The 26358-nt window shown below is 37.3% G+C and carries 14 protein-coding genes; 6 read left to right on the top strand and 8 right to left on the bottom strand.

From position 1 onward, the window contains the following. Positions 1-22: 22 nt before the first annotated feature. The 8 genes from ORI89_RS00320 to ORI89_RS00355 all read right to left on the bottom strand — a co-directional run bounded on the left by ORI89_RS00320 (position 23) and on the right by ORI89_RS00355 (position 15189). Entirely contained in the window at positions 23-862 is an 840-nt protein-coding gene (locus ORI89_RS00320; RefSeq protein ID WP_268228424.1) for a BT_3987 domain-containing protein, read from the bottom strand. Between the two features lie 34 nt (positions 863-896). Continuing rightward, complete coding sequence (locus ORI89_RS00325) at positions 897-2822, bottom strand: RagB/SusD family nutrient uptake outer membrane protein (RefSeq protein WP_268228425.1); 1926 nt, start codon at positions 2820-2822, stop codon at positions 897-899. A gap of 78 nt (positions 2823-2900) precedes the next feature. Next, complete coding sequence (locus ORI89_RS00330; RefSeq protein WP_268228426.1) at positions 2901-5921, bottom strand: SusC/RagA family TonB-linked outer membrane protein; 3021 nt, start codon at positions 5919-5921, stop codon at positions 2901-2903. 65 nt (positions 5922-5986) lie between these two features. Then, on the bottom strand, positions 5987-7261 hold the full coding sequence (locus ORI89_RS00335) for an IPT/TIG domain-containing protein (protein ID WP_268228427.1): 1275 nt from the start codon (positions 7259-7261) through the stop codon (positions 5987-5989). A gap of 467 nt (positions 7262-7728) precedes the next feature. Further along, positions 7729-8700, bottom strand: coding sequence for a DUF1735 domain-containing protein (locus ORI89_RS00340; RefSeq protein ID WP_268228428.1), 972 nt, complete (start codon positions 8698-8700; stop codon positions 7729-7731). Positions 8701-8718: 18 nt separating this feature from the next. Then, positions 8719-10704, bottom strand: a complete 1986-nt coding sequence (locus ORI89_RS00345) for a RagB/SusD family nutrient uptake outer membrane protein (protein ID WP_268228429.1) — start codon at positions 10702-10704, stop codon at positions 8719-8721. Between the two features lie 4 nt (positions 10705-10708). Continuing rightward, on the bottom strand, positions 10709-13789 hold the full coding sequence (locus ORI89_RS00350) for a SusC/RagA family TonB-linked outer membrane protein (protein WP_268228430.1): 3081 nt from the start codon (positions 13787-13789) through the stop codon (positions 10709-10711). 86 nt (positions 13790-13875) lie between these two features. Next, positions 13876-15189: an IPT/TIG domain-containing protein gene (locus tag ORI89_RS00355; RefSeq protein ID WP_268228431.1), complete on the bottom strand. Its 1314-nt coding sequence runs from the start codon at positions 15187-15189 to the stop codon at positions 13876-13878. A gap of 1009 nt (positions 15190-16198) precedes the next feature. Here ORI89_RS00355 and ORI89_RS00360 point away from each other — a divergent pair. The 6 genes from ORI89_RS00360 to ORI89_RS00385 all read left to right on the top strand — a co-directional run bounded on the left by ORI89_RS00360 (position 16199) and on the right by ORI89_RS00385 (position 26311). Then, positions 16199-16801 (top strand): helix-turn-helix domain-containing protein, encoded by a 603-nt coding sequence (locus ORI89_RS00360; protein ID WP_268228432.1) that lies wholly within the window; start codon positions 16199-16201, stop codon positions 16799-16801. Positions 16802-16955: 154 nt separating this feature from the next. Then, complete coding sequence (locus ORI89_RS00365; protein ID WP_268228433.1) at positions 16956-18089, top strand: hypothetical protein; 1134 nt, start codon at positions 16956-16958, stop codon at positions 18087-18089. Positions 18090-18099: 10 nt separating this feature from the next. Further along, positions 18100-20538, top strand: a complete 2439-nt coding sequence (locus tag ORI89_RS00370) for an ABC transporter permease (protein ID WP_268228434.1) — start codon at positions 18100-18102, stop codon at positions 20536-20538. A 21-nt stretch (positions 20539-20559) separates the two neighbouring features. Beyond that, on the top strand, positions 20560-22962 hold the full coding sequence (locus ORI89_RS00375) for an ABC transporter permease (RefSeq protein ID WP_268228435.1): 2403 nt from the start codon (positions 20560-20562) through the stop codon (positions 22960-22962). A 203-nt stretch (positions 22963-23165) separates the two neighbouring features. Beyond that, on the top strand, positions 23166-25592 hold the full coding sequence (locus ORI89_RS00380; protein WP_268228436.1) for an ABC transporter permease: 2427 nt from the start codon (positions 23166-23168) through the stop codon (positions 25590-25592). Between the two features lie 56 nt (positions 25593-25648). Continuing rightward, positions 25649-26311, top strand: a complete 663-nt coding sequence (locus ORI89_RS00385) for an ABC transporter ATP-binding protein (RefSeq protein WP_268228437.1) — start codon at positions 25649-25651, stop codon at positions 26309-26311. Positions 26312-26358: the final 47 nt, after the last annotated feature.

Consider the following 26358-nt stretch of genomic DNA (forward strand, 5'->3'; position numbering starts at 1 on the left):
TCATTACACACGATATCTTATGTTAGTCTGTATCCTCAGTAAGATCTTCTTTAACAAGTTTCTCCACAACAACAACATCATTCTTAGTCGATGGATCTTGATAAACATAGGACAAATTAAAAGACTCGTCCTCTTCGTTATAGTAACAATTCGTTTGATCGCTAATTAATAAGGTTTTCGAAGAAAGCGATATAGAATTATCCGTATTTTTTCTCAGCATTATTCTATAATCATTATTAACTTTGAGCTCTGGTTTTATGTCAACATAAATTATCACCTCCTTATCAGATGCCGCCCTGAATTTTTTCACGGCACTTACATTATTCCCATCGAGCGTACCAACCATTCTGTAATCACCAGAATACTGATTCGTTAATACAACATGATATAATAACTTATCCATCTTCATATTAATCGCATATCGGCTTGTATTAATCAATTTGAAAGGGATTGCGTAAGTCAGATAAGGATCTAAACCTATTGGACTTATCTCAAAATTTAGCAACCCGTATTCTTCCCCTTTAGGAATCACTGCTTTTAGGTGCTCATAAGTCAAATGTTGTTCAGGTAGCAAAGTATATGGTTCATCATTCTCTCCTAGTTTATTATTCTCAACGGCGATTATTGCATCATCTATTAATAGTTCAACTTGAATGTCCGCATCTGGCATTTCCATACCAGAACAGTAAATGCTAATTGATTTACTATTTATAAATTTCTCGAATTTAACTTCCTCTTTTAAAGGTTCTCCGCTTCCCACAAGGTAAAGTTGTTTTTCACTTAATTCGCCAAAACTATCTTTATTACAGGAAGAAAAAAACATATAAAAAAGTAGCATTGTATTAAATATATTTCTAGACATAAAATTTGTAGTTATTATTTCCACTCTTAATTATTTACCAGCCAGGATTCTGAACGATATTTTTATTTTTCACAATATCTGTTCGAGGAATCGGCCAAATATATTGCTTTCTACTAAAGTTTCGTTTTAAATCTCTCACCAAGGTACGCTTGAAGAATTCTTCTCTATTTGCTTTCGTAGCATTAATATTCATACCCAAGACAGGCTGATTATCTTCGGTTTCTGCTATTTTCCATCTTCTAGTATCAAAAAACCTTCTGCCTTCAAAAGCTAACTCAATCTGTCTCTCTCTTCTTAACTTGAGTCTAGCTGTTACCTGATCACTAAGTTCTAAAGCAGATACTCCAGGCAAACCTGCGCGATAGCGAATCATATTTAAATACTTGCTGATTTCGGCAGTGTTTCGAGAAACATGTTGTCCATAAAAGGTATAACTTCCCGAAAGTTCATTAAGGGCCTCTACATAATTTAGGTAGACTTCAGCCAATCTAAAAAGTAGATATACCTTGCGTGTCTGCAATGACCCTCCCCCGTAAGCCAAATTATCCTCGGGATTCAAGAATTTTTTAATTACATAACCCGTTAAAGTATAATTCTCGGCATCAGAACCTCTACCTTCGTTCCCATCGAAATAATATTCAACAACAAAATTCTTAACCGCATTATTCGTCGCACTAGTTCCTTCCCAAAAACTCCCGTTATAACCAATTGATGCGTAAAAGCGAGGTTCTCTATTTACGTACATCATCGCTGTTCCTGATGATGTAAAATCATCGCCTGTGGCGCTAAAACCATTCTCAGAATAAGGGTATTCCGCACTTGGAGTATAAATATCTTGACCATCTCTTGTATAATATGCGTCAACTAACTTTTGTGTGACTCCTGCTCCAGACCATCCTGACATATTTTTCGGCATACTAAAACGTATACTATTATTAAGTTCAGTGCTGTTACGAACGAAAATTGCTTCTGTATTCATACTTGGAAGTAATGTACCTCCTGCAAACAAATCTCTATAAGATAAAAATGGGTCAATATTACCTGCGCCATTAGGAAAGTCTAAAGTAGGTACAGCAGCTGGCAAGGAAGCTGTTTCATTTGTTTTCGGTACAGTATACAGCTGGTAAATCCCTAAATCAATCACTTCTTTCGCTGCCGCAGCTGCTTTAGCCCATTTTTCTTCCTGATAAGTTTGGTTGATAAAATGCTTACCATCCACGTTCAAAAAGTCTGCATACTGCGTATTTCCGTTAAAAAGTGGGCTCGCAGCATATAAAAGTAATCTCGACTTAACAGCTAAAGCAGCACCTTTTGTCGGCCTTCCGACCCAGGAAGGATCTTGATTTAAAGGAAGTTCATTTACCACCGCATCCAATTCGGCAACCACATACTCCACCGACTCATCAAAAGTATTTCGCGGAAGTAACAATTCAGAAAGGTCCTTATCAAACGACAGCGGCTCATCAGGCAATAGCGTAACTGGTCCATACTGCATAATTAAGTAGTAATAAAAATAGGCTCTTAAAAATCTCGCCTGTGCTTTTAGCTCCTGCTTCTCCACCTGCTTCATATCAAGTACTTCATCCACCCTAGCTAAAAATGTATTAGCAGATCGAATACCTTGATATAAAGGAGTCCAAGAATTAAAAAATGGCAAGGAAGCATCGTAATCTCCAGAGGCGTAGTAGTTTGCTGGAATATCAGATCTCATCCATCTCCATGCTCCCTCATCAGAAGCTCCAACCCAAGGGACACCATGACTAACAAACTTGCCCTCATCAGGAATGCTGCTATATATGGTGTATAAGTAACGCTCAGCAAAGACTTTTTTGGTAAACACAGTATCCATGTTAAACATATCGTTAATGTAGGGATCTACATCCAAAAACTTCTTGCAGGATGCAGTAAAGAACATTATACATGATATGACTGCTATTATTAAAAAATTGAAGTTTTTCATTCGTTTATTTTATTTTTTTTACAAAAACACCCTCTATTTGGGTTATATATTGATTGTAGCATTATTGATTTATTGACTTTAAAAACGAACCTCTAACCCCATGTTAAACGTTCTTGAAATCGGGTAAACGGCTCCATTACTACTTGCCTGCTCAGGATCCCATAATTTAATACTATCCCAAACCCATAGGTTAAAACCTGTTGCGTACACTCGAACATGGCTCATTTTCAAACGCTTTATAAAGTTATTTGGTAAAGTATAGCCCACTTGAATTTCCTTTAGCCGCAGATATCGGGCATTTGCAAGCCAAAATGTAGAGTTACGATTATTGTTCAAATTTTCTCCATAATCTAGACGAGGAAAGCGAGCTTTAGGATTTTCTGTATTAGGATCACCCGAGTACCAACCTGGGGTCCATCGCTTTGAATCATCATTAACAATTTCAAGTATATTTCCAGTTTCTCCACCAGCAAAGGGATACATTCCTGCTCCTCCTAAGAAAAAGTTGGATTCACCTGCCCCCTGAAATCTGAATGCGAACGAAAAAGACTTATACGATATTTCTGAGCCAAAACCATAAATTAATCCAGGAACGGAGCTTTTGCCAATTGGAACGATATCATCATCATCGATTTTCCCATCAGCATTCACATCCTTATACTTAATATCTCCAGGTCTAACCTCTCCATAGTGCTTTGGGCTACTAGCTATTTCTAGTGAATCACTGAACAAACCTAAAGCAATTAACCCTTTTAACTGACCGTAACGTTGTCCCTTTGAGCCTTGATAAGGAAATCGGGGTTCTGGTTCATCAAAATTGATTATCTCTCCTTTATTATAAGTCACATTCCCCCTAACAGTAAGAAAAAGCTCGCCCAATTGCTGCTTAAATGCAACGGAAGCATCAATCCCTTTATTGGCCATAATACCTACGTTGCCCCAAGGATTAGACCTCACCCCAACAATATCAGGTAAAGTGGTTCTCTGCATAAAAATGCCTGAGCGCTTCTCTTTAAACAAATCAATTTGAGCGGTAAACTTATTAGCAAAAAGCTCTAAATCTATCCCTAGATTGGTCTTCTTAGCAATTTCCCAAGTTAAATTATCTGCCCCTAAATCACCTTCAGTCAATCCCGCAAAACCATTATTTCCATAGTCTCCGAAAGTGCCACCTCCTCCTGCTTCTAAATTTACAAACGAAATGTACGGAAATCTTTTACCTCCTCCAATCTGATCATTTCCGACTTCACCATGCGAGCCACGAACTTTCAATAACGAAATAAAAGAGAAGTTTTTCTTAATATAATCTTCTTCTGAGATGACCCAGCCTGCTCCGATGGAAGGAAAAAAACCATACTGACTCTTTTTCTCGAAATTTTCAGAACCATTATATCCAAAATTTACCTCCAATAGATATTTGGAGCGAAAGCCGTAGGTAGCTCTTCCAGCCACCCCTTGTATACGATAAGGGATGGAGGCAATTTCATCATTTGCATTACTTCTTACGAGATCAGATTGATTATAAAGTAATAATGCAGAAACATCGTGATCTCCAAAAGTATGACTATAGTTAATAGCCCCCTCTAAATAATTACGTCTATCACCGTGTGCACTTTTACTAAATTGCAAAGGTGTTTGTTCTGTGACTTTTCGGAGTATAAGATCTCCATTCCGATCTCTTTCTCGCGATGCTCTCCAAAGCTCTGGAAACTTTGTCCGATTAATATCGTGATGGTTATTGGCATCAAAAGAATAAAGTACATGAGCTTTAAGCCCTTTTAACAAAACTGAAAGATCTTGGTTGACACGCAAATTTGATTCTATTCTATTCGTCCAGTTTTTTATAAAGCCCGTTTGACTGAGTAATACGTAAGGATTTGCCATATTTCCTGCCCCATAAGATGCCATCTCTCCACTTGAATAACGAACAGGCACAGTTATAGGCGTCAAGTTTGCAAGACTCCCCCATATATCTGAAGAACCTATTCCAGGAAAATTTCGATCAGAAACGTACCCTCCCACCCCAACGGAGGTTAATGTACTTTTCGTAATATTGATATCTACGTTGGTTCTAAAACTGTAGCGATTTAAGTTTACATTTGTATTATACTTATTTAAGTCATCAAACTTGTACAAACCTGACTCATTATAATATGCTGCTGACACATAATACCTTGCCGTTTCTCCGCCACCACTAGTACTAACGTTAAAGTTTGTATTATTCGTAGAGTTACGCATAACATAATCTCTCCAATTAATATCGGGATAGATATCTGGGTCTAAACCATGCTTAATAATCTCCAACTCTTCTCTAGAGTACAAAGGACTTAATTCCCTAACGGCTCTCGCTTCATTTGCTAATCGTGCATAATTATAGGAGTTTTCAAAATCCTGGAGCCTTGCTGGGGATAAATAACCTCTCTCCAAACGGGTACTAAATGTTGGTTTTCCTTCTTTACCTTTTTTCGTCGTGATCAAGACTACACCATTCGCTCCTCTAACTCCGTAAACAGCAGTGGCGGCAGCGTCTTTAAGAATTGTAAATGATTCGATATCATCTGCACTAATATCGTCGATACTCCCTCTATCTATACCATCGACTAAGACTAGAGCCCCTTGATTTGCTCCGAAGGTATTAATCCCTCGAATCCAGAACGTAGAATTGCTATATCCTGGCTCTCCAGATTTTTGTTGCGTGATTACCCCAGCCACCTGCCCTCCGAGAGCATTCGTTATAGATGCTGTCGGCGTTTTTAATGCTTCTGGTGCTACCGTCGTCAGCGCAGCAACAGTACTTACTTTGCGTTGTGTTCCGTAGCCCACCGCTACCACCTCATCTAGTTCATTATTACCAACCTCTTTTAGAATGATTTCAATGTTTAAATTGGTCCCATTAAAGAAAAACTCTTTCTTTTCATATCCCACACTTGAGAAAACAAGAACCTCGTTTTTCACTGCTCTTAATACAAAATGCCCTTGATTATCTGTAGAAGTTCCAAAACCAGGCTTATTCTTCACAATAACACTGACACCATCTATCGGTCTTTCTAAACTATCTTTTACGAGGCCTTTTAATTCAACAGCTTCTTGTGCATACACATTACACTTTAGTAAGCAATTTAGTAAAAGTAATAGGTATATATATAATTGATTGATTTTCAACATTATTCTATAATTATGGTTCTTAATCTATGATTTTTAGAATCTGCAACGTACATGACACCCTCACTATCAACAGCTAACCCAGTAGGCTCATTAAATAAAGCAACAGCAGGAAGACCATCTGAATACCCTGCTTTACCCATCTGGCCTGCATATGTAGTAACGTTACCAGCTGCATCAATTTTTCGAATACAATGGTTTCCACTATCTGCTACGTACATATTGCCTTCGTCATCAAAGACCATAGCTTCAGGTTTGTTAAACCGTGCGTGTAGACGTGGCCCATTACTTATGCCAGCTACTCCTTGCCCGCCAGCAAAGAGTTCTGCTTTTTTCGTTTCAGGATTATACTTAATGATATGATGACTGCTCGTTCTTGCTATGTACAAATTCCCCTTTTTGTCTAGTGCCAATCGATCTATCTCGTTGACATTCGTTCGATAAGCCTCCCCCAAACTAGAAAATGAAGTAGCATCTACCATTAAAATCTTTCCTTCAGTATACTCCTGTATATAAAATATATTACGTGGCTCATCTAGAACTATATCGAGCGGATAAGAATACTCATTCTTTATATCCGAAAAGCTCAGAACCGGTTGCCATGAATTCGAAGGCGGTAGCTTAAAAATTATTTTTGGTGCACCATCCCTATCAACCACGTAAGGAACATTCTCTCCCTTTTTGAAAGTCATACCATGTGCAGATTTTACGACATTAGCCGGTATCGTACTAACCTTATTGCCAACAACATCTACGATTCGTAGGTTTTTAGAACCAGGATATTGCATTACGAATAAAGTGTTTTCTTCATCGATATTTAGATAACGAGGATTATTGTACATTGCTTGAGTTAAAGCACCATCGGTATCACCACCCGAACCATCCGCATTAATTTTGCCAGATACCGTACTAACTGTTTGCAACAATGTGTACAAATAGGGTGTATTAAAGGTTTGCTGTTTGTCTAAAAGACTAACGGTAATGTCATTGGCTGGATCTAAACGACGAGGTGATATTACATAGATTCGGGTCGGACTAACGCCGACTACCGAAGCTTCTTTACCTCCAATTAATACCTTAATTAATTCAGGATCATTACCGAAATTTTCCCCAGAGATTACAATCTTTGACGCGGCAGAACCCACATGCGGAGAAAAATCAGTTAACACTAAAGGTAAAGTTGGGTCATGTGCTCCCTCAGAAGTTTCAGATGATTTACTGCACGACAAACAAAAGGTCATTATAAAAAGACCATAGAGACTTCGTTTAATATTCATTTTTTAAACAGGTTTAATTGATTAAAAGTTATAAACAGCTTATTTTCTCAAAACAGCCACTCTTATACTTCGTTTACTTTTTCGGTTTTATAAATGTTAATTTTTATTATGACAAATCTAAATCAATCAAAAAGTGTTTACTAAAACTAAACTTACCATTATTACAACTTTTCTGTTTTTAGTATAACTCAACAAATCTTTATTTAAAAAATCCATATACTCGATACTAATCCCAGAGAACAGAATCATATTAATACATTGTTCTTCTATACTCTTAAACACATCTTTGAAACTGTTTTAAAAAATAATCTAAAATAAAGGAGCGTTATTACTATAATACTATTGATCAGTCTGCAAACTTATAAAGCTGCCCGGGCAAATCCGGTAGATAGTTTAAGGGATGAGTAAAGTAAAAAAGTCGAATAGCTAAATACTATTCGACTTTTTCACTAAACTTATATCTTCTTTTATTCTAATCGCCTCAAATCTTCCTGAAGGTAATACCACCTTCCCCACTCTTCACTATTTGAAGCTCGGGTTCGATAACGATAATACAGCATAAATCTCTCTCTTTCCTTATCATAAATATTCAAATAGGGAAAATTCGGTTCATCTGATGGCGGAGAAAGTTGCTCTACTTCTAGCAATTTATTTTCAGGAGCATAACTTTCTATAGTTACTTTACCACCCTCAGAAATTTTCAATCGCAATGCATTATTATTAATACTTGTCACCTTATCAGTATCAACATTATTATTAGCAATAAAAATTCGAACTTCATTGTTTGATAAAGGGAGCATAATTTTTGATGTTGATGTTAACAAAACATTATTGTAAGTCGTTCCTACAGTATCCAAACGATAACCTTTTAAACTATAGTATGTAGTTTTTCCAGTTGTTGCAAACTCATTTCTAGTTCGTATACGCATTAAAACATTTTTTTTATCTTCTTGTATTTTATAAGCAGATACTGTTTTAATGGACAAGGGTATCATAAAAATAGAATCAGGAGAAAGGCTTGCAAGAACTTCCGATTTAATGTAAACTGGTAATAAGCCCGTATATTCACCTTTTTTTAAAGTCAGCTTATAGGATTCAATTCGGTAAAAATCAGGATTTAGCACTTTCGCAAACTTCTCCTTGTCTTCATCAAAAGTATACTTATTAAACTTAGATAAAAGTTCTGTATCTGGTTCCAATTCAATATGCACATCTTCTCCCACTGGCTTTGAGCCACTACTAGAAAAAGCAACATAACGAACGTTTTCTTCTTCACTATAAGAAAATTCTTCCTCATCCACATTATTAGTTCCACTTACAATATAAATCATTTTCTCATATTGCTCTATGTCAAAATACTCTGTTCTATCACACGAAGTAACTACCATTAATATTAGCAGACTATATATAGAGCGTATTGTTTTTTTAAAAACTATCATATTTAATATCTTAATAAATTACCAGCCAGGGTTCTGATCAAAATCTTTTATCTTACGAACTTCGTTCTTCGAAACGGGGAGCCAGATCATTTTCCTATCAACAATTCGCTCACGGACGGCTCTATGATTTATAGCGACCCTCTGATGAAAGCCTGATTGTGGAGCTTCGATATTCATCCCAACAATAGGTTCTCGTTCTATTTCCTCATATTTCCCCCATCTTCGCACATCATAATACCTCCTATTTTCAAACAAAAACTCAATCATCAGCTCACGCTCGATCAATTCCTGCACTTTTTCAACGGAAGCTACTTCTTGATCTTTCATTCCTGGTAGCCCTGCCCGATACCGCACCTGATTAAAACTTTCCTTTATCTTTTGCTGATCACGTCCCACATTAAAAGTTTGCCCTCCCAGCTCAATAGTATGGCTTTGAGTCAGATGGTTTGAAGCTTCCGCAAAAGCCAATAAAATTTCTGCATAGCGAATAATAGCATACGATTTATCCATTACCACACCTCCTGTCCCTTTCCATGCATCATCGGCATGTACATATTTTGTCAAAACATAACCAGATATTGGATAATCTTGACTATTTGACGAAGACCCCGTTTTTCCTGAGTTAGCCCCTAAAAAGTATTCAATGATTTGATTTTTATACCTTCCCTCACTTGTTGTATTAGCAGTCCAATACCTTCCAGAAAAACCTATATTGGCATAAAAACGCATTTCCCTATTTTGATACATACCATCTACTTTGGAAGGACGTAGTGTATAGCCTGAAAACTTAATATCTCCACCTGAACCAGCCTGATTTTCTACATAAGGATAGTCTTTACTGGCATTACTTATATCACGACCATCAACCATATAATATGCATCCACCATTTTTTGCGTAACAGATAATCCATTCCACCCTCCCATTAAATCAACATTAAAGGCATGTCTAGTCGTTGCTTTAACTGCCCCTGAATTGCGTGCCCAAATAAACTCTTTATTCCTAAATGGCACAGTTTCACCCGTAAACATATCATTATAAGAACGAAACGGATCAATGTTCGCTGCGCCATAAGGAAAATTATTAGATGTTAAATTTACATCTCCAGTTCCTGTGGGTAAAGGCATCGTGTCGTCTTCCTTATCTACTGTATGAAGTTGATAAGCATTCATTTCGATCACACGAAGGGCAGCAGCAGCGGCTAATGCGTATTTTTTTTCGTCATACTGTTGCGATACATAATGCTGCCCATCTACGGTTCTAGTCCAACTGCTAAAGTAACGTTTAGCACCTTCGGTCCCCCCATTATAAAGTGGGCTAGCCTGTTGCAAACGTAAACGTGCTATAAGGGCATAAGCAGCTCCTTTCGTCGGGCGACCAAAAAGATTAGCCGCTACAATATCCGGCATTAAGCCTGCCGCTTCTTCCATTTGCTCACAGATATAATCAACAGATTCATCATAAGTCTGACGGTGTGTATTATAATATTCAGTAGGTTCATTATTATCTAGAATATCATCACCTAATAAAACTAAAGGTCCAAAATCCATAAGTAAATTATAATAAGCATACGCTCTTAGGAATTTAGTATAGCCTGTAATTTCGATTTTATCAATATTTAGTAGGTCATTTGCCTTGTCAAGATTAGCCAAAACCGTATTACACTTTCTAATTATTTTATAATTATTAGCCCAATTTCCCAATCCTTTCTGATCATCTTCAGAAACTTGACCTAATATATAGGCCAAACCTTTAAACTCTTCAGGAGTATAATTGCAAATAGCCTCATCCGTAGCCATAGGACCAGGTGTCCATGGTCCTGAAAGAATTTGTCCTTCATCAGGTAATAGGGCTGCGGCTCCCCACATGTATCGTTCGATATAATCCTTCCTAGTCCAAATAGAGTCAAACTTTAAAGTATCATCAAAGTACTCATCGACATTCAAATAATTGCACGAACTTAAAAAGCCCATACCAACCATAATACTTAAAAAATATCTCTTCATAATTTTATAAATTAAAATACAACTGGAATGCAAACCTTCTAGGAATAGGATACACAAGACCATTTCTTTCGGCTTGTTCTGGGTCCCACATATCAATCTTATCCCATACAAATAGATTAGACCCAACAAACTGTAAGTCTACAGAATTAATCCCCACCTTACTCTTTAAAAACGGGGTCGCTAAATTGTAATTTACGTTAATTTCCTGAAGCCTAAGATATTTGGAATTAGCCTTCCAGAATGTAGATAATTGTGAATTATTGTTATTATTTCCGTAGCTTAAACGTGGATATTTAGCATCTGGGTTCTCGGTTGCAGGATTTCCTGAAATCTCTGCTGGCGTCCAACGATTAGTCTGATTTGCAACACTTGTCAGTACATTTCCTAACTTACCACCTTGGAAAGGAATATAGCCCAAATCATATCCTCTGCCCACATGGTAAAAATCAGTATTACCTGTACCTTTAAATAACAAACCTATTGTCAGCTTTTTAAAAGTAAACTCTGTTCCAAAGCCATACATCAGCCTAGGGTAATTAGAGTAAGAGATAGGCACCTGATCGTCACTCGTAATTTTCCCGTCACCATTGATATCCTTATATTTAATATCTCCGGGCAGATATTTTCCAAAGCCAGATTGATCAGCACTATTAGCAATATCGAGTTCATCCTTAAATAATCCTAAAGCTATATATCCTCTCTGAATATTATGTGGCAAACCTGTCCTCTTTTGATAATCGTATAAAGGGAAAGCTTCTTCCCAATTCTGCACTTTATTTTTCGAAACCGTAAAATTACCCCGCAAAGTAAAGCTCATATCATCATTCAGTCGCTGATAATAACTTACACTCCCATCTGAGCCGAAACTTTTCATCTTTCCTACGTTACCAAAAGGCATAGCTATCAACCCCACATAATCTGGTATCTGTACACGCTGCTGATAAATACCATCTCGCTGATCTGAGAAAAAATCGACAACGAAACTTAAACGTTCTTCTAAAAATTTCCCTTCTATACCTAAATCAAACTTCTTAGCCTTTTCCCAAGCTAAATTATCAGCCCCAATAGCACTCTCTGTTATACCTCCAATCCCTCCCCAACCTGCTCCACTATTTTCATTTATAATAGTGAGATAAGGGAAACGTGCATCACTAATCCTGTCGTTACCTACTAAACCATAGGAAGCACGGATTTTAAAAAAGTTGAACCAAGGCATACTTTCCTTCATGAATTTATAATTGGTGGGTATCCAGCCTCCTGAAACAGAAGGAAAAAAACCAAATTGCTTACCTGGCTCAAAATTCTCTGACCCGGTATAACCAAAATTTCCGTCAATCATATACGTATCGTCAAAACTATAGGATATTCTGCTGGAAATACCCTGATAACGTTTAGCAATAGCAGCCATTCCTGATGTTTCGCCTGATGCTTTATTATCACTCATATAATAATAAACTAACCCTGATATCCGATGTTTATCGACGATTGTCGTGGAGTAGTTTAAATTCCCTTCAAAATGATAATTACGCAATTGCTTATTCGTAGTTTCATGATAGGTTGTACCTGCCTTATTTATTTTACGTGTTAATAAAAGCTCTCCATTTGCATTCCGTCCGGAAGCAAAATACATATCCGGCATAACAGAACGTATCTCTGCAAACTCTGCAGCCGTTTGATAAGCCCCCTGGGCACGAAACTTTAACCCTTTGATAAAATAATTTGAGAAATCATGGTCAAACGATAACGTATAATTACCACGGTTCGTATTGCTGTTCACTAAGCCTGTATAATTCAACATTACATAAGGTGAATATTCATCATTAGGTCCATAGGCTGGGAGCTCTCCAGTAGAATACCGAGTAGGAATAGTTAAAGGTGTTAGTTTCGATTGTGCCCACCATAAATAATCCGTATTAGCCATTCCTGGCTGCGTATTGTTGGAGAGAAAGCCATCAACGCCAAAGTACAAGCGTGAAGCTTCGCTTAAGTTCATATCAATATTGGCTCGAAAGTTATAAGTATTGTAATGAACATCTTTAAAGTACTTACTATCAGAGGCATTCTTATAAGCTGCTGATTCATTGCTTGTACCTAATGACAAAAAATATCGGGCAAGATTTCCTCCCCCTCGAGCACTAGCATAAAGTGTATTCTGCTGTGATAAATTTTTAAGTACCTCATTTCGCCAATTGACATTCGGATATAAATCTGGATCAAGCCCGTACTTAATAACGTCAAGTTCTAGAGGAGTATATAAAACTTCTTCTCCACGTGCTAACTTAGCTTCATTAGCTAACAAAGCATAATCATAGGCGCCTAAATATTTTGGCATATTATTAAGCTGGGAAAATGTTGTATTGGCACGGACGCTAACATTCATCTTTTCTGCCACCCCACGTTTGGTAGTCACTAACACTACTCCATTGGCTCCGCGCACTCCGTATACAGCTGTTGCAGAAGCATCTTTAAGAACAGAAAAACTTTCAATATCTGCAGGATCTATAGTACTCAAATCTCCCTCTAACCCATCGATCAATACAAGGGCACTCGAATTCGCTCCAAAAGTTCCTATACCTCGAATCCAAAATTCAGAGATATTTTTTCCTGGTTCCCCACTTGTTTGTAACGAAATAACTCCAGGTACACGACCGCCTAACATATTGACCAAGTTAGTAGCAGGAGTCTGCAGATCTTTCACTTCTACAGTAGTAACGGCTCCAGTCATTGTGATCTTACGTTGCGTCCCCCCTAAACCAGTAACAACCACCTCTTCAATATCGGTATCTAAAGAAAGAACAATCTCCATAGCTTTATCAGACTTAGCAACATAATTTTCCACTTTTTTGTAGCCTACACTACTAAATATAATAATGTCACCAATTTCTGCTTTAAGCTCAAAATAACCCTTATCATTTGTCGTTGTACCAATTGGTTTATCTTTAAGAATAGCTGAAACTCCTGAAAGCACATTTCCTTCTAAATCTTTAACGTAGCCAGAGAGGTCAACTGGGTCTCCTTTTTTTTGTGCAATAGCAGCCCCGGCAAATACCCAAAGGAGTATTTGAATGCATAATATTTTTCTCATATGTATATAGTCTATTTTTTATCTGTCATACAGAATATTTCATGTGAATTACTCTACATTTAAAAAATGAGAGCTCGATAATTGACTTATTGAAAAGATAATTTTCTTATTATCCTATTTCCTCGATCTGCCACATAAACATCATCGTTCTCATCTACCGCTACACCCCATGGGTCGTTTAGCAAAGCATCCTCCGCAGAACCATCAACATAACCTGCTTGACCTCCCCTGCCAACTACAGTAGTAACCATTCCATTACTAATTTTACGGATACAATGATTTCCTGAATCAGCGACATATACATTTCCCTCCTTATCTACTGTCAGTTGACGTGGATTCTTAAACTCAGCATTCTTGGCTTCACCATCATTATATCCAGCGACTCCATTCGTTCCGGCGAACAATTTATGCTCTAAGGTTCTAATATTAAGCGTATATATACAGTGCCTAGGTTGATAAATAATATATAAAATATCATCGTCATTCGGATCAAAAACATGATAAGCGTCCATGTTTCCGAACAAGGGTTCTGGGAATACCTGTTCACTAGTTGTGGATGCTAATAATTCTCCAACCCTAGTTTTAGGGTCAAAACGTATAAAGTCTCCTCTCCAAGACCTTGTATAAACCAGTTTATCTTTAGCGTTAAAAGCTAAAGAGTGTTTCCAATCTATAGGTGTATAGTCTTTCTCAGCATCATTCGGATGCAAAATTTGTAAAACCTTAGTTGTCCATTGTAGTTCAGGGTCAGACTCCCAATAATAAGGCCCTGAATCAGTGGGCACATAAATCCTTTGGTTCAAAGGATTAATTGTAGGCATATTAGGAGGTCCTCCAATTGAGGAAACAAACAGTTTTTTTGATAAATTTCTTGTCTCATTAATCATGAAAAGAATATTATCTTCTCGTTGAGTTCCAAAAATATTCCCTTCACCATCAATAGCTAAAAAACTTAAATAGCCGCTAAACTCTGTTTCTGCTAAACTTCCCTCCACCATAGAAGTAACAGAGCTTCCTTGTTTTCCTGCAACAGTCGTTATACTATAGCTAGAGAAATACTTAAATGTATTATCAAATACCTGCTGTTTTCCATCTACTAAAACTTTTATTTCACAGGTGTCACCTGGCAGTTTAGGTACTACCACGTAAAGTTGGCTTCCATTTGTTCCTACTACACTTGCCTTTTTCTCATTAAAAAAGACATTAATTAAGGAGGTATCCGTTCCAAAATTTGTACCGTTTATAATCATGCGAGTTGCAAAGCCTCCCGAATCGGGGTAAAAACTTTCTAATGTTACAGGTTGTGTAGGATCATACAAAACATCATCATGCTCCTTCTTACTACAAGACAAGAAGATAAAGAGCACAAAGTAAAAAATAATTACAATTGGTTTACTCATAAAATTAATTTTATAAAAGTTTAGAAAAAGCTCCGCCCTCCTTATAAAACTCTTCGTTTTTCAGGCGTCTCTTTAAAAAGCAAGGCTATATTCTTTCTTTCTATGAAAGTTATATATCAACAAAAAAAAGAGTATAGAACTGCTTAAGCTCAGGTTCGTAAAAAGAAGTATTTCTAATCGAATGATTGCTCTAAGGAGGTTTAAACTGACTATTCATGAAGAGTTTATTAATTGGTTCATAATTCTAATTTTAAAAAAAGAAAATCAGGTAATCCTAAATTCTCAAATAAAAAAGCTCAAGTAAACGCCAACCCAAACTCCCCAATATTGTTAATAAGGGCAAAATGTGTAATTTAGACATGTAATTCACTACAAGCTATTGCGCTGCAACCGCAATATTACTTAATATGCAATTACATAGATCACTTGATAAAGGCCTTCATTTGTGATCAGCAAAACGAATGCTGTTTTCGAAGTATGCTTTATGCTTGAGCTTAAAGGATTACCCATTCCTATAGGAATTGTGTTGGTTTTTATACAAAGTTTATCTAACACGGCTTCGGCAAGAAACGTATTCTTAAAACAATGGGTAATGAAAACAACAGCATATTCCTATTTAGCTAGGAGGATTTTCTGGTTCTTTAATTTTTTTTCTTTTCATTATTTAATAATTATATCTGTATCGGTTAGTAAAATCTTAAAAACAAACCAATTATTAACGAGACAAAACACCATGAGTCTCAAAACTTCAAAAGAAAATCTACACCTAAACCCACACAACTTAAAAAAGCTTTCTCACAGGGCTCAGATCATACGCACAACACCCTTATACTATAAAAAAACACATCTTTTTCTCAGATTCCATTTTGCGAACGATCTAGGTTATTGTTTTTCGCAAAACTTATTGACAAGCATATCATCCCACCTATTATAGTATATCATGATGCTAAAACAAACGTACAAATAAATATTCGAATATAAAAATATTTTAAACTCGATTTTCTTAATTATGATAAAAAACAGTCAAAATGAGTATCAATTAGCACTTAATAATCTAGAAAAACTTAGGTTATATTTTAATCTAGAAATGCAAGAAATTGATGAAATAGCAGGTTTAGGAAAAAATACTTATTCCAGAATAATATCTGGAAAACAATCCATAAAGTTAGACGAATTAATATCAATAGGTCACAACGTTTACAATCTTACAGCGCTTAAATTATTAAACACAAATCTTACCCCCCCCAGATTGACAGATCTACCATTAATTGTTAAAAAGGCAAACCAATCAAGAAAAGGAAAAACTGTACGAAAACAACAACGAAGGGATCTTATATTATTCTGTATTTTAATACTCAACAAATACTTTAAAGTAGGTTCTAAATTCACAAACTCTGAAATTAAGTCATATTTAACAGAAGAATTACAAAATACATTCAAAGATAAGTCAATAGAATGGAACAAAAGTATAGTCTCCTCTTTCATTGTAGATAGTAATGAAAAAAGAAAAGGAAAAACTAAACCCGAAAAATTATACATATTGAACTCCCCTCTACCGCAGGACATCATTGAGAGGGCAATTACAATTGTAGGAATAGATTGGTTGAAGTAAACCTCTGTCCGACAATGAACGTCTACTGTTCGAAAACGAACAGTAGACACCTTCAAAAAAACCCTATAAATCAACCGTTTAAAATATTGGAACATGGATTGTATTCCTAAATGTGTAGAAATACACATTTAGGATTTTATAAAAAATAAAAATCATGGTCAATAAGAATACTTTTCTGCTTGTTTTCGTACTACTTAGCTTATCCACTCTTTTGGTCACGGCCCAGCAAGGCAAGGGCATCCTTACCACATCAGGACATAATAATATAGAAAGAGCAAGCAAGTCGGATGGTAATGTGAGCATCAAGATAAAAAACAATGGGATGAACCTGGATGTGCATGGTCAGATAAAATTATCTGACGATGATAAACGCATCACAGAGCTATCAAAAGATGGAAAAATCAACTACAGTATAAAAAACAAAAGACTGGAAGTCTTTTCAGATAAAAACGGAAAAATAGTTTACCGCATCAATGGTACGGAAACAGAGCTATTAAGCGCTAGCGACGAAGATTTACTAGCTGAGTGCATACAAATCCTCATTAATCAAGGAATATACGGTAAAGAACGTGCAATCCGTATTTACAATAAAAAAGGTATCCACGCTGTTTTAAAAGAGACAGCTAATTTTTCAAGTGATTATACCAAACAGATTTATCTGTCCGAACTATTACGTCAGGACATTTCCAACGCTCACCGCAGCGACGTATTAAATAATATCGACCAATATGTAGCAAGTGATTACTACAAAGCTGAAATTATTGGAGGAGTTATGGATAACGCTCTGAAAGACGATCATAGCTTCGATGCTTATCTGGCAGTAGTGAGCAATATGGAATCAGCCTATTATAAGCAACAGACCATCCAAAAACTATTTACAAACAAACTCAATGATAAGCAATTCGAAAAGGTAATTCGTATCACAGCAAATATAAATTCGGACTACCATCAAGCGGAAGTTTTATCCATGCTGTTAAAGACTAATGATCTAAATTCTACAAAAGCAAAGCTAACTCTAGAAAATCTAGCCCATATAAATAGTGATTACCATAAAGCGGAAGTTCTAAAAAAGATGATCACTTCTAATAAACTTGATACAGAAGGCTGGAAGCAGACTATCGCATTAACGGACATCATACAATCGGACTATCATCAAGCGGAGGTGCTTAAAGCAATTATAAAAAATATGCCAGCAAATGCCGATTTAAATACTGCCGTTCGAGGGAAAGCAAAAAACATCAAATCAAACCATCACTATGGCGAAATTATGCGCCAGCTTGAAAATTAAAACAAAAGGTATGTTAAAAACAATATTCAACAGTACTTGGCGTAATCTACGGAAAAGAAAGCTACAGTCATTTATACAAATATTCAGTTTAGCACTTGCCTTTGCCGTATGTATTGTTCTATTTCTTTCTGCAAAACACGAGCTATCCTTTGATAATTTCCATAGCAACAAAGATCGATTAGGTTTACTTTACTTTTCGTCCGACCACAACAGCATACAGCATCAGAAAGCGAGTGAAACCATGCCAATTCCACTCATGACGGCATTAAAGGCTGAAGTTCCTTATGTTGAGAAAGCAAGCCGTTGGGGAAATGGAGGTATAGTTTTAAAAACAGCCGATAAGGAAATAACCGTAGGGACACGCTATGTTGATGCTGACTTTCTAACCATGTTCAGTTTTGAACTGTTACAGGGTGACAAACAAGCTTTAGCTGAGCTTAATAATATCATCCTGACCGAAAGTACAGCGAAAAGTCTTTTCGGTCATACCGACGTAGTCGGCAAACAGATTGAGGTAAACTCCTCAGGCAGCTGGAAAGCTATGCAGGTCGCTGCTGTATCTGCCGATGTACCGAAGAACTCAAGCTTAAACTTTCAAAGCCTACAGCGTTTTGAAAACTTCCCAGATTATGTGGGCAAAGAGGGTTGGGAATCAAAACGAGAAAGTTGGACCGACAAGAATCACACAGTTTTCATACAAACAGCAGAAAAACTGGACGAAAATGTTTTTGCAGCTAAAGTAGCTGGTTTCACCGCACAGCATTTTCAAAAGGAGGTAGAACTGCTCAAACAGAACGGGGCAATTGCTCAAAAAGAAGGCTCATACCTCTCGTTGAATGTACTACCTATTAATCAATTACATTTAAACAAGCTACAGCTCGGGAACGGGACTAACCCGCTCCTTCCTAAAATACTACTCGCTTTAGCGCTATTGATCCTTGTTATTTCTGTAAGTAATTTCATCAACGTTGGTATTGCCACAGCCTTGACCCGCACACAAGAGATAGCAATCAAAAAATCGGTAGGCGGTAGTCGTAAGCAAATAAGTGTACAACTTTGGTTGGAATCCATTATTTACACTTTTTTTGCTCTGCTCGTAGGTCTTTTCCTAGCCTGGCTTGCTTTACCGCAGTATAAAGCCATTACACAGTTCCCTATAGTGCTTAGTGAGTTATTGGAATGGCAAATATTAGCAACTGTTTGCCTGCTTTTTTTACTTGTCACCCTCATTGCGGGAGGCTATCCCGCTATTTTCGTAACCCGCTACCACATCATTACATTGCTTAAAAACAAACTATCTGTTGGTAATAACTGGGGCTTACAGAAACTTCTTCCTATCCTACAATTTACCATAGCTGTTGTACTTCTTATCATTACTGCGGCAATTGTCTTGCAAATGCAGTATATCGATAAAATGCCCTTAGGCTTTAACAAAGAACAAGTGATAAGTATTCCTGTAGGACCTAAAATCAATGGAGAAACAGGTTTACGTCTTATGCGTCAAGCATTGGCTGATCAACCAAACGTTTTATCTGTTACGGGGTCGGACACCAATCTTGGTATGGGCCGCGATGGCAATCAATCGACCTCTAAACTAGGTTTTGATTACGAAGGCACACAAGTATATACACATTGGCAAAGGGTAGATTTTGATTATTTCGAAACATTGGATATTCCTCTAATTGCCGGTCGTAATTTCTCGATGGATCGCGAGAACGATAAAACAGCTGTTATTATCAATGAGAAAATGGCCAGACAACTTGGCGATCCACAAGAGGTAATTGGCAAAGTATTATCCCCATTTAACAATGACACGGAAATAATCGGTGTAGTGAGCGATTATAACTTCAAAGATTTACGACAAAATATCGAACCCTTAACCTTATCTATAGATCCGGATTTGGGCTTTGAGATCGATTATATTTTTATACGTATAGCTTCAAATGATCTAAGCAGCTCGCTTAATGAGATTGAAGAGGTGTGGAAAAAAATAAACCCAGACTATAACAACAACGCCTCTTATTTGGGTGAGAACACAACCCGCCTGTATAAACAAGAGCAACGGATCAGCAGTATTATTTTAACTGGCGGTATTATTGCAATCAGCATTGCCTGTATGGGACTATTCTCGGCAGCTTTACTTGCTACGCAAAAGAGAACAAAAGAAATCGGTGTCCGTAAAGTTTTAGGAAGCAGTGTTTCACAACTTGTTGTACTACTTTCAAAAGATTTTATCCGTATGGTCTGTATAGCCTTAATTATCGGCTTGCCAATTGCTTGGTATCTGGCAAAAGAGTGGATCAATAATTTCAGCTACCGCTACGAACTCAGCCCTGCCCTGCTTATTTTATGTGCCGGCGCTATTTTAATCATTGCTTTCCTTACCGTGTCGGTACATACTATTAGAGCAGCATTGGACAATCCGGTTAACAGTCTGCGAGATGAATAAAAAACTATAAACCTATATATCATGTTTACATATTTTATCACTTTACTACGCCGGAATCTGTATAAGACCCGTTTATTCACTTCGCTTAACATCATTGGATTGGCACTGGGTTTTACGGGATTTATTTTGGCTTACCAATACATCAATCGGGAAACGAGCTACGACCGCTGGAACCCAAACTATGACGACATCTATTTGGTGGGGTTAACCTATCAAGGAAATTATACAGTAGAAACTCCACCATCGCTTGCAAAAACCATCAAGGAAAACTTCCCTGAGGTGGTGCATGCGGGCTCTGTATTAGACTATTCTTACAGCTATTATCCGGTTTTTGGAGAAGAGACTGTTAACGTGAAAAACACGGTACTTATCGACTCTGCTGCTGCAGCTATTTTTCAGGTGGAGAGTCAATCTGGACCACTCTATAAAAATGTAGACCAAAAAGACGCTACATTAGTGACAAAGACGTTGGCTAAGCAACTTTTTCCAAATGATTACCAGGATTTTTCGATTCCGAAAAGCGTCCCTGTGCTGAGCAAAAGCTTAGGGGTCGAAGAAGCTATTTATGGAGTAAGTAAAAACAGAAAATTATCCTATCTAGACTATGAAATTCTTTTTATTAAAAAAATAGAGGACGAAACTACAGGTAACCCCTATACATACCAAACTTTTATACAGGTAAAACCAGGCACGGACGTTGCGGCTTTAAATAAAAAAATAAGTGCATTATACAGTAATAAGACTGCTAAGCACGAGTCGGTACGTTCGTCTAGCTTTGCGCTTGGCAGCACTTACCTTGACCCATTGAGCCATCAACATTTACGACCGCAACATGGGTCTAATAGTCCTTATCTGACCATTTGGGTACTGGGCATACTTTCCATCGTTATTTTAACCCTTTCGGCAGCAAACTTTACCAACCTGATCATGGCACAGGCGGATAAAAGAGCAAAGGAGATAGGGATGAAAAAACTCTTCGGCAGTAGCCGGCGGTTGCTTTCTGTACAGTTTCTGGCGGAGGTTTTTATTCAATGTCTGTTGGCTGCGGTTTTAGCTTGGCTTCTTCTTCTTTTTAGTGGGAATTTACTGCAGAAATGGCTCAATGATGATTTAAGTCATTACTTGTTAAGTTTACAAACTTTAGTTCAGTTAATTGCCGCTGTTGTATTAACCACATTGATTGCCGGCATATACCCGTCTATAACTTTGTCGAGTTTTCATCCGCTTACTGCCTTAAAGGGTAAATTAGAAAAAAAATCGACACACACCTTGCTCCGCAACTCGCTATTAGGTTTCCAATTTGTGATAGCTATCGTTTTTATCACAGGTGCATTGATTGTCAATCAGCAGATGGCCTATATACATTCTTCTGATAAAGGATTCGAACCTTCACAAGTCATCAATTTTAAAAGCGTAGGTATGTATTACGACGGACAACTCGACGGTTCCTTATACAATATGAAACAGCGCTTACTACAGTCTCCTTCGATCAGTGCTGTCTCTGCCGCTACCAATATCCCCGGCACACAGAACTTGCCACCTAAAAAGCACTTTTCTTATATTGACAAGAAGGTGGAGATGGAACATATCGGTATCGATAAGGGATATTTCGAGACCTTAGGAATATCAACCGTTGCGGGTAAGCCAGAAGTAGCTCTTGAACGTTTAGTGAATGATAGCTTAATGCACTATGCCGTCCTGAATGAAACGGCCGCTCTTCAGATGGGCATTCAAGGTGATATCGCAGGCGCTAAAATAATGGGTTGCGATGTCGAATTTACAGTTGCAGGCATTGTGAAAGACAGTAAAGCGTATGGTTTTGAAAATAAAGTAGCTCCTACAATTTACTCTTATAAAAACGAGTGCGGACCAGGTCGTTATAAGACATCCTTAATCGTAAAAACAGCAGTAGGAGGAGTTTCACAGGCTATCCAAGCTGTTGAAAAAGAATGGAAAGATAATCCACATGCAGAGTCATTACCCCTGGATTACGAATTTTTAGATCAACAGTATGCTTTAATACATGCGCGGCAGGATCAATTGAAAGCAGTACTAAACGGTTTCACTTTGCTTTCCATCGCTATTGCTATTCTAGGCTTGTTCAGTATGTCGGCTTATCAGATCAGTAGACGACAAAAAGAAATGAGTGTACGTAAAGTACTGGGCGCATCCGCTGCAGAGGTATTTTACCAACTGAATAAGCCTTTCTTACGCTTATTTCTTATCGCTATTTTTATTGCTGCTCCGATAACCTATATGCTCTTGAGCAGTTGGCTCGACAATTTTGCATATAAAATAAGCATAAGTCCTGGGGTATTTTCAATTGGTATTTTGAGTATAACAAGCTTACTATTGGTTGTCATCAGTTATCATGCAGCGAAAGCCGTACGGACAAACCCTGTGGACAGCTTAAGAGATGAATAATTTTATTGAATCCTTGATGATTGAGAACTCAGTAACTGCTTTCCTACCTTTGTCCGTTTCCGAACATCGAGTGTTCAGAAACGGACGAAGACAAATAACACAAACCACTATATACAAGATAGTTAAATAAACGGCCAAACATTTGCATCTATTGTGTACAAAAGATCGTACTTATAACTAACGTCTAGAACTTAATAGTCATTATGTTTAAAAACCACATAAAATTAACCCTCCGCCATCTCTGGCGTAATCGGGTGTTCACAATACTAAATATTGTGGGGTTGAGCATTGGTATTAGTGCTTGTTGGATTATTTTCCAGATTGTAGATTACGAATTTAGATTCGACCAGAAACATCCCGATGCGGAACGTATTTATCAGTTTATAAATAGAGAAGAAAGAGAAGAAAAGACGGCAGATTTCGCTGGAATTTCACGTGCTCTCCCGATTACCGTTAAAAATGAAATAGCTGGTGTGGAATTAGTTGTTCCTGTTTATCACAAGGCTGATCTAAAAGCAAGCATTTTAAATGAGGATAAAGAGGAAATTAGAGTATTTGAACAGCCTAAATACCAAGTATCTGTTTCGGAATCTTATTTTGAAATGGTACCTTATCAATGGATTGTAGGAAATGTAAAAACGGCTTTTAGTTCGCCCAAGCAAGTTGTACTGACAAAAAGTAGGGCTGAACTATATTTCCCAAACACTCCGACGGAAGAGCTTTTAGGAAAGACAATTGCATATAATGACACCTCTATTATGAGCATTTCAGGTGTTGTTGCTGATTTGGATTTTCCGAGCAGCTTCAATTCGCAAGAGTTTTTCGTACTAACTGATAAAGATTGGAATAACGATTGGTGGGGAAGTTTCAATTCAGATGACAACTTATTTGTAAAGCTACAGGAGAATGTGGTGAAAGAAAATATCATCAACCAAATAAATACAATAAATTATGGACATAGAAAAGAGTACATCGACAAGTATGGCAAACAATGGTATGATTTGATCCCCTTAGCGGACAAACATTTTACAGCAACATTTGGAGCCAATCATCCGACTACTGACCACAGCGTGTTATATGGTTTAATTGGGATAGCACTCTTTATCTTATTGCTAGCCTGTATTAATTATATAAACTTGAGCACAGCACAGTTGCCCAATAGAGCGAAGGAAATCGGCATCCATAAAACATTAGGAAGTAGTCCATCACAATTAATGAGGCGCTTTTTAGGCGAGACATTTTTTATTACATTTTTTGCTGTTTTACTCTCACTAATAGTTTCTTCTTTCGCACTTAAAATGTTTGCTGATTTTATTCCTGAGGGAATGGGGTCGTTTCAAAACTATGCGGACTTAGCGGTTTTTCTTCTTGTCTTGATTCTGTTAATTACTCTTCTGTCAGGAATTTATCCTGCTTGGTTGATTACGCGTGTACAGACAGCGAATGTACTAAAAGGGCAGGTACAAAACACGAATGGACAATCACGTCTCACTCTTCGTAAAGGACTAATTATTTTCCAGTTTATAATTGCACAAATTTTTGTGATAGCGGCAATCATCATTGGGCAACAGTTGCATTATACAGTAAATAAAAACCTTGGATTCGATAAAGAAGCTATAGTGACGATTGACCTTCCAGCAAAGGTCTTGCGAAATCCCGCTTACGTGGACAAAAAGTTTGTCCTAAAAGATGAGTTAGTAAAAAACAACTCCATTGCATCTGTGGCATTAGGCGATAGACCTTTGGATAATTCAGGTTATATCACTAGTGTCTACAACATCAGTGACACGGGAAAAGTGGAAATGAAAATTTCTGTACGATTTGCAGATGAGGATCTTCTCGATTTATATAATTTTGAAGTTTTAGCTGGAACTAATTTAACAAAATCGGACACCATTCGGGAGTTTATTGTAAATGAATCTGCAGTAAAAGCTATGGGATTTTCATCTCCTAAAGATGCAATTGGGGTGCATTTGGAAATGCAGAGGCAATCTTATCCGATTGTTGCGGTTGTAAAAGACTTCCATGTCTATGACTTTAAAAAAGAGATTCCATCTACAGTTTTCGTTAATTCTAAGCGCCAGTTAAACACTGTTAATATTAAACTCGCTGCGAGCAATCCGAAACACTTTCAAAAAACCATTGGAGAAATTGAGCAAATATGGAAGTCTATTTATCCAAATGCAGCCTTTGTGTATAAATTTTATGATGAATCGATTGCTCAACTTTATGAGAGCGAGTATAAGATGTCAAAACTGATCAGTTTGGCAACGGGAATAACTATATTAATCAGCTGTTTGGGTCTTTTTGGCTTAGCAACCCTCACGTCCACCCAGCGCATTAAAGAAATTGGTATCCGTAAAGTGTTAGGTGCATCCGTTGTTGGAATTGTACAGATGCTTTCTAAAGATTTTGTAAAGTTAGTTTTCATTGCTGCTGTCATCGCTTCCCCACTTGCCTGGTGGGCTATGAACAAATGGTTACAAGATTTTACCTACCGCATAACTATAGAATGGTGGATGTTTGTATTAGCAGGCGTACTAGCACTTATGGTCACTCTGTTTACAATAAGCTTCCAAGCGGTGCGAGCTGCTATTGCAAACCCTGTCGACAGCTTGAGAGATGAATAATAAAATAACAAAAAGAATAGAAAAACTTATATTTAGAAAATAGATAGCATAATAGCATGATAAAACTAGAGAACATATTTAAATGGTACAATGTGGGCGGGACACGTTCGTTTATCTTAAAGGACATTAACCTAAGCATAGAACAGGGCGACTTTGTTTCTATCATGGGTCCTTCCGGATCGGGGAAGTCGACCTTACTGAATATTATCGGGATGTTGGATGAACCCAACGAAGGGAAATATTTTTTCATGGAGGAAGATGTATTGGCATTAAAGCCCAAAAAGCGGACTGCTCTATTTCAATCCTACGTTGGTTATGTTTTTCAATCTTATCACCTGATTGACGAACTGACCGTATACGAGAACATAGAAACACCCCTTATATACAAAAACTTATCTGGTAAAGAGCGCAAGGCTATTGTAGGAGACATGTTAGACAGGTTTGGGATTGTTGGAAAGAAAGACCTATTCCCCGCTCAGTTATCAGGAGGGCAACAACAGATTGTGGGTATTGCAAGGGCATTGGCAGCGACGCCGAAGCTTCTATTAGCAGATGAACCGACCGGTAATCTTAATTCAAAACAAGGAGAAGAAATCATGGATTTATTCAAGCAGTTGAATGAAGACGGTGTCACGATAATTCAAGTAACCCATTCCGAGAAAAACGCTGAATACGGTAAACGGATTATTAATTTGCTGGATGGTCAGATAAAAGAATAGACCATAAATTAGCCGCTGTTTTTGCGGCTAAAAAAACAAAGTCGTAT

The organism is Sphingobacterium sp. UT-1RO-CII-1, assembly GCF_026711005.1.
Taxonomy (GTDB): domain Bacteria; phylum Bacteroidota; class Bacteroidia; order Sphingobacteriales; family Sphingobacteriaceae; genus Sphingobacterium.